Here is a 14,024-nt window from a genome sequence, read left to right as displayed (position 1 = left end):
TAAATCGCGACTCCTTTATTCTGCTTCTCTAATTTCGTCGGCGACATCACCATAGTCTATTTCTGTTTCAGTGAACGTCTTGTTGTTAATTGGAAAGTGTTGTTCAAACGTTTCAAAGTTTTGAATTTCTACAGTAACATCATCCACGATAAAGTCTAATACATGTCCACCCAAATTGCGGTCATCATTTGCAAAATGGATATGGAAACCTGCAGAACCAATACCATGGAATAATTCTGGCGTATAGAATCCAATTATTGTACCTTTAATATTTTCTGCTGTTTCTTCTGGTTGTCTACGTGCAGAATCAATTAACCGTGTATAAGGTGGTTCCTGTTTAGGCATCATTCGAACATGCATTTTTTTAAATGTACCACTAATTTTCACTGCTGAAAACATGTTTTTACTTAACATATGTGATTCAACTTCATTTAATACTTCTTCAGAAGATTTATCGCTTGTTTGATATGTTTCATCCGCTTCAAAATGTGTAATCGTTGCGTAAGGTGTTTTTTCATCACCTTTAAGTTTGGTAAATTCTTTGTATTCATTGGCATGGAAAGCCTCTCCATTTAAGAAGATAACTTCTCCATTTGAACCAGTTAAAGTGGCTAGTCCTGAATCTCCGTGTTTTAATAGTTCATCAATTGTTGCAGTTCCTTCTAATAAACCTGCCATTAATGTGCCTAATGTGCCGTGCTGATATAATACATGACTCATTACTGTATTCACTCCTATTTATATGTTTAAATTTAGTTTAATGAATCTGGTAATACATTTGTTGAAAGTTTAATATTATCTTGATAGTTTACAGGAATATCAATTAATACAGGTCCTTCAGTTTTATAACCTTCTTTAATTGCTGCTTCTAATTCTTCTTGAGTTGTAACGCGCATACCTTTTGCTCCCATTGATTCTGCATATTTAACATAATCAACAGGTCCAAATTCTACACCTGCAGAACGTTTATATTTCATTTCTTCTTGGAATTCTACCATGTTATATTTACCATCATTCCAAATTAGTTGGATAATGTTTAATTTTTTACGTACAGCTGTTTCAAGATCTTGTCCTGAGAATAAGAAACCACCATCGCCAGCAACTGAAACTACTTGCGTATTAGGTCGTACTAATGCAGCAGCAATTGCCCATGGTAAAGCAACACCAAGTGTTTGCATACCATTACTAAACAACAAATGTCTTGGGTTATAGCTTCTAAATTTACGTGCCATCCAAATATAGTGACTACCTACGTCTACAGTAACTGTAGTATCATCTGAAAGTGATTTTTGCATCGTTTCGATAATTTCTAATGGATGTAACACTCCATCAACATGTGTACATTTAATACCTGATGTTTCAATAACTTCTGCTCTTAATTTTTCCAAGTCATTTAAATGTTTGTCATCAATAATTGGTGCATCAATATTTTCAGATATAAGCTCAATTGTACCTGCAATATTACCTATTAATTCTTTTTCAGGACGTAAATGGTTCGTTATTTCAGCAGCAACTTCATCAATATTGATAATTTCAGTATCTAATTCGTGATTCCAGTTACTCGCTTCATATTCAATTGGATCATAACCAATAGTGACAACTAAGTCTGCTTTTTTCAATAATTGGTCACCAACTTGGTTGCGGAACAATCCTACTCTACCGAAGAAGTGATTTTCTAAATCTCTACTAATGACTCCGGCACCTTGGAATGTTTCAACGACTGGAAGATTGGATTTTTCTACTAAGTGACGGATTGCTTCTGTTTCTGCTTCACTTGAACTTCTCATACCAGCTAGTAACACTGGAAACTTAGCATTGCTGATTTTAGTGATAACATCTTTAATATCTTGAAGACTTGGAACACCTAGAGTTGGTTTTTGGCATAATGCTATCGCTTTATTATTAACTGGTGATTGAATGACATCTTGAGGAATACTAATAAAAGTCGCGCCATTTTTACCTGAAGTTGCTGTTCGGATTGCATTTGTCATAACTTCAGATAATGACTCAGGATCTTGAACCTCAGCGCTATATTTTGTAGATGATTTTAAAAGATCTACATTATCTACTGCTTGATGAGTGAGACGTAATAAATCATTACGTTTAACTTGACCGCCAATAGCTAAGACAGGATCACCTTCAGATGTTGCTGTTAAAAGTCCTGTTGTTAAGTTACTTACCCCTGGTCCACTTGTTACAAGAGCGACACCAGGTTTTCCTGTAATACGTCCAATACCTTGCGCCATCATAGCTGCATTTTGTTCGTGTCTTGTAACAATTAATTCTGGTCCATCATCTTCTAATGCATTAAATAAGTAGTCAATTTTAGCACCTGGAATACCAAACACATAATCTACATTATTATTTTTCAACGTATCAATAACCATATCTGCTGCTGAGTAATTTTTTTTAGTCATTTTATATCCATATCCTTTCGATAATTAACAAATTTTCACACTGCTGCACACTTAGATAAAAAGAAGTCAATTGCATGTTCAATTTTTTTAGGAAAAGAGGGAAAGACAGTGAACAGTGCATGACTTCTTTAATATCAAAATGCCTTGTCATTCATTGTTGTGTGAAATCCGCTCAAGCGTTCAAAATTGGACTATTTGGGATAATACTCCGAGTTGGGCTAGAACTCTTTCATATAATCAGTACACTTAAAGCATAACTGCCTTAAATAACTTACTACTGGACAATCATTTCTTTACTATATGAAAAATATTTTGAATCACTTGCAACTTCATTACGTTATTCATTATATTACGGTTGAACGTATTAATAAAATACATATTTTCGATTGCAAGTATTCCAAAAAGGAATACATCTATAAAACATCGTATTCCAAGTTATCTCTAAAATTTATTACTTTGGACTTAAATGGCCTATGGTTTGAATCCATTCTCGAGTGACATGCGATAAGTAAGTATCTTTGCGCCAAATAACACCTAAGTGCCAAGATAATCGTGCGTTTTCTAATTTTAAAGCTGTAACCTCATCTCCCATCATATTGTATAAACTTTGAGGAACAACACTGATGCCTAATCCCTGACTAATCATATTTTCAATAAAGTTAATCTGTGAAATATTAGCAACTGTTTTAGGATAAAAGCCAATGCGTTTACAATTTTCAATAATTTGATCTTTCAAATAGAAATCATCATGAAAAAGTATAAATTCTTCATCTTCCAACTCGGCAAAATCTACTTTCGTGCGCTGCGACAAGGGGTGCGCTTTACTGACGACTAGCAATAATTCTTCGTCATAAAGTGAATATGAATGATAAACACTTGAATCTACAGGTAGTGTGGTAATACCGATGTCAATTTCATCGTTGTCAATATTATGTTCTACCACTTTACCACCTCCTTCAATCACTTCGTATGTTACTTTAGGATATTGTTGATGAAATTGGTTAAGACTATCGGTGAACATTTGAACATTCATCATCGGTGATAGTCCAATACGAATATGACCTTTCTGTAGATTGACAACGTCATTCATTTCTAATGATAACTTTTCGAAAAGTGCTAAAAACTCTAAACTATTATCATAAAATGTTTGACCAATATCTGTTAGTTTAATTTGCTTTTGTGAGCGATCAAACAAAGTGATATTATATTCATTTTCAATACTTTTAATTGCCTTGCTTATCGTTGATTGTGCAATATAAAGGTGTTCAGAAGCTTGCGTCATTCCGCCTTGTCGAACCACCTCGACAAAATACTTTATCTGTTTAATTTCCATATTCTTCCACGACCTATATTAGTTTATTTGCTTTTATTGTAGAAATTAGATTTAGGAATATCAATCCTAACTAGGCTTTTCAATAATATTGTAACAATTAATGTTGTTATAATCCTAAATCTTTCATCTTCCATTCCTATGCAATTCTTATTATTATTTTTAAAAAATTTATAATAATGGCATTTTTTCTCTTAAAAGATAGATGTACCAAAATAGCCACTTACATTATTCTTTAAGTCTGCTATAATCTATTTTATCGTATAAATTTGTCGTATATCCGCTTTAAAAAGTAAGAAAAATGAAATTTTTCAGAATTTTTAGACTATGGTCGGTGATTTTATGATATGATGTTAATTATTAAAATATCACATTTAAATATAGATTATTATTAACTGTGGAGGTTAATTGCTATGTCAAGTTTTTTCAAAACTATTACTCGTAAAGAGAATCCTACGATTTATCAAAATAAAGATGGTCATTTAAAACGTACCTTACGTGTTAGAGATTTCCTAGCGCTTGGTGTAGGTACAATTGTTTCGACTTCTATCTTTACATTACCGGGAATTGTTGCGGCCGAACATGCTGGTCCTGCTGTTGCCTTATCATTTTTAATCGCTGCAATAGTAGCTGGACTTGTCGCATTTACATATGCCGAAATGTCTTCTGCCATGCCATTTGCTGGCTCAGCTTATTCATGGGTTAACGTATTATTTGGTGAGTTCTTTGGTTGGGTTGCAGGTTGGGCACTATTAGCAGAATACTTTATCGCTGTTGCCTTTGTGGCTTCTGGTTTCTCTGCTAACTTACGTGGACTGATTTCACCATTAGGTATTAAATTACCTACATCATTATCAGCTCCATTTGGTGCAAATGGTGGTATTATTGATATCATCGCTGCGGTCGTTATTATTTTAACAGCATTGCTCTTATCAAGAGGTATGACAGAAGCAGCACGCATTGAAAACATTCTAGTAGTTCTTAAAATTTTTGCAATATTGTTATTTGTTGTTGTAGGCTTAACAGCATTACATGTACAGAACTACATTCCATTTATTCCAGAACATAAAGTAACAGATACAGGTGACTTTGGAGGTTGGCAAGGTGTTTATGCTGGTGTATCTATGATTTTCTTAGCTTATATTGGCTTTGACTCAATCGCAGCGAACTCAGCAGAAGCAATTAACCCATCAAAAACAATGCCAAGAGGTATTTTAGGTTCATTAGTAGTCGCTATTATTCTTTTCGTTGCTGTAGCACTTGTGCTCGTAGGTATGTTCCATTATTCACAATATGCTAATAATGCTGAACCTGTTGGCTGGGCATTACGACAAAGTGGTCATGGCGTTGTTGCAGCAATTGTACAAGGTATTTCTGTTATCGGTATGTTTACTGCATTGATTGGTATGATGTTGGCTGGATCACGTTTACTATACTCATTTGGACGCGATGGTTTATTGCCATCTTGGTTAGCGAAATTAAATCATAAACATTTGCCTAATCGTTCTTTAATTATCTTGACTATCATTGTAGTCATTATCGGTTCAATGTTCCCATTCGCATTCTTGGCACAATTGATTTCAGCTGGATCACTTGTTGCATTTATGTTTGTATCTATCGCAATGTATCGTTTACGTAAACGCGAAGGTAATGACTTACCCGTACCAGGTTTTAAAGTACCTTTATATCCTGTTTTACCGGCAATTACTTTTGTTTTAGTATTTTTAGTATTTTGGGGATTAAGCTATGAAGCTAAACTATATACATTAATTTGGTTTGTAGTCGGTATTGTTATTTATCTTTTCTATGGCGTGCGTCATTCTAAGAAAAATGAAGAACCAGAATATATCGTGCCAAAGCAAAAATAACATAACCATTATAAAAAAAGCTGGATATAAATTCTAAAATAATAGGGAGCGGAACAGAATTCATTATGAATTCGTAGTCCCGCCCCGGCAAGATTGACTAGGATTGAAAAAGCTTGATATAAGCGTATTTTCAATCCAGTCAACTACTGCCAATATTTCGTTCATAGCCTAAAACATAATGATGTTCTAAGCTCTTATTTTATATTCAATACTCTGAAATGTATGACTTTGCGTTCCTAGGGTGCTATCTCAGGTATCTGGCCATGTGTACTATGCTTTAGCATGTGATTTTATATGCTTATACGTCATCAGTGTTTCTAGCCGAGAAATAATGCAACTTTTCATGCGCCTTTTGCGCTTATAATCTACATTATTACAACGCTTTAATTAACAATACTTGTTTAACAAGTTCACTAAAATAGTCTTTGTAATATTGTGATTCGTAATGTGAATAGGAGAAACCAAAAGGATGATTTTTATCTGCGTGATACTGCTTTCCTGTTAAATCAATTACTTTGACTTGTGGATAATGTTGAAGCAATAAATTGTCTAAATTCTCCCATATTTCATTCGCTTTTTTAATTTGTTGTATCGTAGAAAATGTCTTGAGCTGTCCTTCTTCACTATACTTTTCCGCTAATCGACCTCTATTTAAAATAATATGACTTTCAGGAATGATGTTAGTTATATGATGCATAAATTTATGTAACTCAGCTAACCACTCATTATAATAGTCTGTATCATTGTCAAATTCATGCGCATTCCATTCACTGACATAGTCCCCTAAATTGGGATTATCTTTAATCAAATAATTATAAGTAATCTTGCTACCATTGTTTAACTTTAATGATGTTAATAAAGCATCAGCATATAAATCAATAACGAGTATTTCAGCACCTGATTGGCGTAGCTCATCATAAAAGGTTTTAGCCATATCACGTGCAATATGCTCAAATTCATGATGTTGCTTATATTGCTGCATTAATGATGCTGGTGCTGGCACTGCATTTAAAGCATCCAAACGACTATGGAATTGAGTGAATACACAGTTCATATATTTTTTATAATCTGGATTAAAATAAGGTAATGTATTTAAACCATTGCGCGAAAAACAAGTTCCTAAAACAGCAATTTTCGGCACTTCATAGGCTTGTGATTGTGTCTTTTCTAAGACATAAAGACTTAAACCTCCTCGCCCATTAATGTAAAACTTAGCATTCATCGTGTTACTCAGTGTTACATAGCGCGTATCTATCTGTTTATGATTTGTAGGAATAACGAATCGTGCTGTCTCAAAATTTTTACCAATGAGCACATCAAAGTTATCACCGTCTTTAGTATAAATTTTGTGCAATTGACCTAGATCAATGATGGCACTCTGCTTAATTGTAGGAAATTCAACATACTCGCGATAATGAAATGGATTGCCTTGTCGCGAACGTAAAGCTAGATAAATAGTGTCATGAGCCAATTCCCTATCACAAGTCAGACTATATAATCGTTGGTTGACTGCTTGTATGGATATAGGTAATGATGTCACTTGTTGCTGCACATTTCCATATAATAAAAAGTTATCTTTTTGATGATAATCAACAGAATATTGTGCTAACAACGCCTTATTTTGATGAATCCAATCCGTTAATTGCACTTTCTCTACATACTGATTTCCACAATCATCTTTTAGTTGTACATAAACACTCCAGCGTTGTTGTCTAATAGCTAGATGTTGCATCATTGTTAGCATATCTTCCATGATTATGTGCTTATCTTTAGTTACAAAGTATTTAGCAGTTGGCAACATCGTTCCAGCGACTAATTGCCCTAAATATGTCGTACATTTGTAATCACTGATTAATTGAAGTTGATTGCCTTGACAGTGAATTGTTACGAGATTGTCTTTAGCCGTTAAAGTAATATACAACGCTTCTTTATCAACGTGTATAGTTACAATATAAAGTGGATTAATATCGTCCAAAATAATAGGTTCTCTGGCCTCTACATCAAGTGCCATTTTAATTTTCAAACCACTGATGATACCTGAACTAAAATGATGCTTCAAATCTAAAGTCACCATGTGATTATTTATTTCAAATGTTAATGGAAATTTTTGTAAAAAAATACCAATGCGATCTTCAAATTGATACATAATATCGGTTGGTTGTTGTATGTGATGAAAACAGAGCTTTCCCTGTTCTACTGATATAGTCGTCTTCATTGCTTTTTCCTCACTTCAACTGCTTAATAGTGTCAACTAATGTTTGATTAATATGGTGCTTAACTTCAAACAATTTATCGTAAGCTATTTGATATTGTGGTAATAGTTTAAAGTCATTGGCAGCCAATTTCTGAAGTGCTTCTGTAACTTGTTCAATTGTAGTCACAACTTGACCGATATCTCGATATTGAATCTGTTTAGACGGCACATGATGTGACAGATATTTATTATATTGATAAAATATGACATTTTTTTGCTGGAATAAAAAGTCCACCGCTACCGATGAAAAATCAGTAATTAAAAATTTTGATTGTGCGATAGCCGTTGGAATTTCGACATCACTCATTGAACAAAATTCAATTTCAGCATGTTCACTCATCAAGTACTTACTATATTTATCAAATTGTGGATGTAATAATACCCTTAGCGTTAAGTTATAGCGTTGCAAAAAGTCTAAAACCGTAGAGTTATTTAGCAATTCTACCATTTTATGATAGTACTCACTGCTTAAAAATTGTGCCGTTGTCAAATATTGTAATCCACGTTGCCATGTTGGCATAAATAATACTTTTTGACTTTCACTAATTTCCACAGATGTTTCCAATAAATTATCATGTCTTGCCATACCTGTAATCAATACTTCATGTTCATCGTAACCTAATGTTTCAGTAATAATTTGTTTTTCAAATTGATTATTTGCTGTTATATAGTTCACTAAATAATTATTCTTACTTAAATATGGCGATATATTGTGAATAATCATTCCATGCTGAATAGAGATAATTTTCTTTTGTGCAAGTTCTTGTTGATAAATATGTTTATACAACTGATTATTGTATGGTAACAGCGTTTCTTCGGCTGTAAATGACGTAATATAATTATCCGCAGCAAGCATTAATAACTTATGTTTAATCGAACCAAAGTTGATTACTTTTCCTAGGTTTTTCACTTTTGCATGTGCATGCCTAGCATGTTTGTCCAAAATATAATATGCTTTAATTTCACTACATTGTTGCGTTAAATATTTAAACAAGAAATAAGAATTATCTGATGCGCTGTCTTTACGTTCTGAAATCAGCCATATTGGCTTGTGTATGATCATTTTAAATAAATGTGCAAAGCATTTTAAACTATATTTTTCTAGATATTTTAGTATTAGCTGTAATTTTATACGTGCATCGCGATATTTTTGTGTCTTTATCCAAGCATCTGAAGTTCTGAGTTGTTCAAATTCATTATCCCTATTCTGTTCCAGATTTTGATTAACTTGGTACCAATAACGACGACTGCGATATAATGTCAATGCACTCAATGCTTCATCAAAGTATCGTTTAAATACTAAACCATAAAATAAATACAACCTTGTTTGTTTACGTTCCCTCAGTTCTTTCAAACCACTAAATTTTTGTGCAATTATCTTCATTAATTTAAGTTGCTTTTCTTTATCCACGTCTCTTTCAAATACTTGATTATCAATAACAAAGTCTAAAAAGTGAATTAAATCTTTTTTTGAAGCGAAACCACCTAAGATTTGAGCGGTTGATAAAGATTCCAATAAGTCAATCGTTAAATCGATAATATCATGCTTATATTCCTTGTTTTGCGTATTTCTTCCAATATAATTTGCCGAAATATACGCTTTTGATGTTATCGTAGCCGTAGCTTGAAAATAGGTCATTAAATCACAATGCTCTTGTGTTTCATCTCTCCGTATTAAAATAGTAGCAAACCATTCTCTATAATTGTTATATGTATAAGGCATTTGTTTGAGATATTTTACATCTCTAAGTGTCCACTGTACTGCAGTAGCATCAGATGATTGTAATGTTTGAATTGCTTGTTCAAGCTCTACATGATTAAAAGTAAAGTTAGGGTTGGCAAACAAGATATAGTCATAACCTTTAATATCTATATTGATACTTTTTTCATCTGCTATATAAATCGTTTCAACATGTTTAAAAGCCTCACAATGCTTAAGTGCTTTATATTGTTGGACATTCATGTTCCTTGTTTTAAAGAGTACTAATAATATGTTCATCGTTGTTTCAATCCTATAGTTCGTTTTATTGTTGTCACTAAACGGTGTAATTTGTAACTTTTACTGCTCTTAAATCGTTTAATTTCTGCAGCTTTCGCTTGTAATGCGGTTGCACTATAAAAATATCTTCGTCGCGCTTCCAATAATGCTGCATAAGAAATTGCAAGTTCATATTCGCGCTGTTGTATCAAATGAATAATAGGTAATTCATGACGTAAATATAAATTAAAAATACGTGGTTCATAATGATTTACAATGTCAAAAAGCTCAGTAAATATTTTTAACTTTTGACTATTATCAATAAGATAAAATTCTTGATCTAAGACTTTCCAAAAGATTGAACGTAGCGCATTAATTTTAAAAAATTGTAATTGTTCTTTATTATAAAAAGGTTTACAAATATGATATGCGGCAATATCGTTTTCAATGGAGCGCATCACATCTTGATGTGTGATTGATTTATTATCACCTGTATCACGATTACGATAGTAATAAATAATTTGTGGCGTGTATGAAAATGATTGTGCCTGGGTATACAGCAATGTATCCACCAATTTATCTTCTCCATTACGAAGCCCCTCTACAAACGAAATATGATGTGCATCATAAAATGATTTTCGAATTAATTTCAGTACAACGCCAACTTTCACTTGCGAGAAAAATGGAACATCGTCGAGCTTTACATGCTCATACGTCTTATTTAATTTATATTCTTTAAATGTCACATGCTGGAATGTCGATCCATCTTCATTAAAAGACACCATTTTTCCCATAGCAAAATCATCTTGATCTCCCATTGATGCCAACAATTGTTCATACGCATCCGATGCTAAAATATCATCCGGATCCATAAAGTGAAGAAAATCGCCAGTTGCTTGAGCCACACCAATATTACGTGGTTTTCCTGGTGCACCATAATTAACAGGACATTGATATAATTTAAAATGGCTAAATTGTTGTTCATAGTTACGCATTTTAGCAACACTATCATCAGTGGAACAATCATCTATAAGAATGACTTCTATCTTTTCTTGCCCAATACTTTGATGAAGCAACGAGTCTAAACATGCTTCAATGTAATCCGACACATTGTATACAGGCAAAATGACTGAAATTAACATTAAGATACCTCCTTATTTCTACGACTTGAAACGCTATAATATTTGATTGAATACATTAACTTTTTTAACATGCGCATCCCTAAAGATGGATTATAAATATTCATTTTGACACCACGCTCATTATCAATAATTCTGAAGTAACCACCTATTAGCAAACGATAGCGTGGCAGTCGAATTTGAAAAGTTTTACGACTAAAATTTTTCACCTTAACACCTAAAATGATTAATGGCTTATCGTGTATTAACATTGCTCGAGCTTTTAACTTGCCATGTGAATCAATATAAATTTGCGTACTATCACTCATATCAAACGCCTCTTGAGACAATGAAAAGTGTAATTCACGACTGCCCCAATGATAATGATGCACAATGATATTTATTTTTTTATAATCCTTTTCAGCTGGAAATACCATCCCTTTATGCTGATAAAGGATGTGTTTATAGCAATTATCAATTGGTAATGCATCTATCATCTCTATGCTTATGTATTGTAGTAATACTTTTGTTTCTATGTTAAAACGAGTATTGTCTTGAATGTATTTTAAATTTAAATAACCCTGGTTATGTTCTAATATATAGTTCAAATAATGTAACACGACCAAATATTGAATATAAGGTAAAACCCTGCCGTATAAATCGGTAGAGCGTTGAATTAATTCAAGATAATTTTTAACGATATGAGGCGCATACCTATTTTGATCCTTCCATGAGTTAATACTTAATGACCGGTAATCATCTCTGTTATAGAAATAATTAACATGTTTAATTAAGCCATAAGACTTGACGTCTAATAGAATCATATTAATAAACTTTGCATCTTCCCAAAAATCAATCGTCTCATCGAATGTATACTTATGATGGGTAAACAACGATTTTCGAAAGACCATTCCTCCAATATGATATTGAATATCTTGGTACTGCTGTGTAATATCTACTACATGCCTACGTTGTTGAAAACGATAATTTAAATTTTGAGCTGATAATGTATGGCCTTTACGTATTAATATAGGCGCACTTGCTAATTTTATGTACGGATGTTTAAGAAAAAATCGACTGGCTTCTTTGAAAAAATTTGTGCTCACATAATCAGAGTCATCAATAAATGTCACTAATTTTGTCTCAGGACTCATAAGTGACATGCCTAAATTTCTAGCTGCACTGACACCTTTATTCGTTTGATTAATAATTTTAATCTGTGCATGATTTTGATAGCCTTTTAAAATTTGTGCCGTCGAATCAGTGCTACCATCATTGATAACAATAATTTCATCCTCTTCAAAATACAGACAGCTTAATAGCTTATCTAGTGTATGTGCAATATATTTTTCACTATTGTATGTAGGAATGATGATTGAAAACACTCGTAAGCTCCTTCCGATGCAACAAGGCTATCTATTTATTAACGCGTTTTAAACAAGCTACTAATTAACTACTGTATATTAACAAAATACATTATGATTATACACCATTTATTAACTAAAATATAACCTATATTTTTTATTTAATAAACACTTGTCTATAATCGTTGTAACTGCCAAGCGAATACACTTTTCAAATATTAAAATTTTAAATCACTGACAAAAAAAGAACCTCCTGAGAGGTCCTAGATTTAAATATATTCATCCTATTTAGCAATATACTTTCGAAGTTAATTAATGCGCGTACACCTTTATTACCAGCCTTGACCATCGATATCTAATGTATCTAATTGCCCATCTTGTAAACCTTGTAACGCCTGTTCTAACGTTGCTAGTGCTTCATCTAATTGCTCATAGGTAATGACTAATGGTGGTTGAAATCTCAATACATTACCTGCAACGGCAATAATGACAACACCATGTTCAAAACAATAATTACATATTTTTAAAGCTGCTTCTGGATCTCTTGTCTTATTTTGCTTATTTGACACAATATCAATGCCTATAGAAAGCCCGATGCCTCGAACATCACCAACATACTCATAACGTGAAGTCCATTGTTCCATACGTTGGCGTACATAGCGCCCTTTATTGACACTTGCTGATAATAAGTCGTCTTCTTCAAGCATTTCAATTGTTGCGAGTGCTGCCTCACAACTTACCGGATTAGCCCCAGTAGTAAATAAATGGGCTGGTGCTTCCAAGCTATCAATAATTTCTTTACGTGCCACTAACGCAGACATTGGTAGGCCTCCAGCTAATGACTTTCCAAATGTAATCATATCTGGTATAAAATTAAAGTGTTCCACCGAACTCCAAGTGCCTGTTCGACCTAATCCTTGCTGAATGTCATCAACAGCAATTAAAATTCCGTGTTCTCGACATAAAGCTGCTAATGCCTCAAAATAGCCTGCGACTGGCTCAAGTAATCCACCATCACCTTGTATCGTTTCAACAACAATACATGCCACTTCGTCTGCGGGTACGTATTTCGCAAACATTTCCTTTAGAGGTGCTAAATATTCAGCAACTGTATTTGCAGTTGGCTGTTCAAACATTCCTCTATAGTTATCAGGAAAAGGTATGTGATAAAAGCCATTTAGTAATGGTCCATAATGTTTGCGCATATTTAAACTAATCGCGGACATAGATAATGAGCCAAATGTTGATCCATGATAAGCGTTAGTAAAGCTAATAATATAAGGACGTCCCGTGTAAGCACGTGCAAATTTAATGACACCATCATTAGCATCAGATCCACTTAAACCAAAGGTTACCCTTTTTTCAAAGTTGCCAGGCGCAATCTCGCACAACTTTTTAGATAATTTAACCGCCGATTCATGATACATATATGCGGGTGTATAGTGAATGAACTTATCTACCTGCGCTTTTATAGCATCGGATACTTTTTTAGGTGCATGACCAACATTTTGCGAACTGGCACTCGATAATAAATCAATATATGATTTACCGTCAACATCGACAAGCATTGCACCATAACCATGATCTATCACGAGCGGATAGTATTTGATACGTCCTGATTTTGCAAAATATTTCCCATCTTCTTCAATAAGTTGCGCTGCTTTACTCATAGTCAATTCATCCTCCAAATACTGC

Annotated in this window: 9 protein-coding genes; 1 reads left to right on the top strand and 8 read right to left on the bottom strand. The window is 33.4% G+C overall.

Going from position 1 to position 14,024, the window contains the following annotated elements:
- Positions 1-15 precede the first annotated feature (15 nt).
- The 3 genes from budA to cidR all read right to left on the bottom strand — a co-directional run bounded on the left by budA (position 16) and on the right by cidR (position 3,750).
- Positions 16-720 (bottom strand): acetolactate decarboxylase, encoded by a 705-nt coding sequence (gene budA, locus AL499_RS08610; protein WP_002460539.1) that lies wholly within the window; start codon positions 718-720, stop codon positions 16-18.
- A 32-nt stretch (positions 721-752) separates the two neighbouring features.
- On the bottom strand, positions 753-2,417 hold the full coding sequence (gene alsS / locus AL499_RS08605; RefSeq protein ID WP_002492484.1) for an acetolactate synthase AlsS: 1,665 nt from the start codon (positions 2,415-2,417) through the stop codon (positions 753-755).
- A gap of 451 nt (positions 2,418-2,868) precedes the next feature.
- Entirely contained in the window at positions 2,869-3,750 is an 882-nt protein-coding gene (gene cidR / locus AL499_RS08600) for a cidABC operon transcriptional activator CidR (RefSeq protein WP_002460541.1), read from the bottom strand.
- Positions 3,751-4,160: 410 nt separating this feature from the next.
- Here cidR and AL499_RS08595 point away from each other — a divergent pair, with 410 nt between their 5' ends.
- A complete protein-coding gene (locus AL499_RS08595; protein WP_002478565.1) occupies positions 4,161-5,615 on the top strand; it encodes an APC family permease in 1,455 nt (484 codons plus the stop codon).
- 373 nt (positions 5,616-5,988) lie between these two features.
- Here AL499_RS08595 and AL499_RS08590 read toward each other — a convergent pair whose 3' ends face one another.
- The 5 genes from AL499_RS08590 to AL499_RS08570 all read right to left on the bottom strand — a co-directional run bounded on the left by AL499_RS08590 (position 5,989) and on the right by AL499_RS08570 (position 13,999).
- Positions 5,989-7,830 (bottom strand): DUF6270 domain-containing protein, encoded by a 1,842-nt coding sequence (locus tag AL499_RS08590; protein WP_002492517.1) that lies wholly within the window; start codon positions 7,828-7,830, stop codon positions 5,989-5,991.
- A gap of 10 nt (positions 7,831-7,840) precedes the next feature.
- A complete protein-coding gene (locus tag AL499_RS08585) occupies positions 7,841-9,868 on the bottom strand; it encodes a CDP-glycerol--glycerophosphate glycerophosphotransferase (RefSeq protein ID WP_037540896.1) in 2,028 nt (675 codons plus the stop codon).
- Positions 9,865-10,989, bottom strand: coding sequence for a glycosyltransferase family 2 protein (locus tag AL499_RS08580; RefSeq protein ID WP_002460550.1), 1,125 nt, complete (start codon positions 10,987-10,989; stop codon positions 9,865-9,867). Before AL499_RS08580 ends, AL499_RS08585 begins: the two co-directional genes overlap by 4 nt.
- Complete coding sequence (locus AL499_RS08575; protein WP_002492515.1) at positions 10,989-12,350, bottom strand: glycosyltransferase family 2 protein; 1,362 nt, start codon at positions 12,348-12,350, stop codon at positions 10,989-10,991. Before AL499_RS08575 ends, AL499_RS08580 begins: the two co-directional genes overlap by 1 nt.
- A 311-nt stretch (positions 12,351-12,661) precedes the next feature.
- Complete coding sequence (locus AL499_RS08570; protein ID WP_002492435.1) at positions 12,662-13,999, bottom strand: aspartate aminotransferase family protein; 1,338 nt, start codon at positions 13,997-13,999, stop codon at positions 12,662-12,664.
- Between the last annotated feature and the right edge of the window lie 25 nt (positions 14,000-14,024).

The organism is Staphylococcus lugdunensis (genome assembly GCF_001558775.1).
Lineage (GTDB): Bacteria > Bacillota > Bacilli > Staphylococcales > Staphylococcaceae > Staphylococcus > Staphylococcus lugdunensis.
Note: the sequence above shows the minus strand (reverse complement) of the source record. Positions and strands in the feature narration are given on the sequence as shown.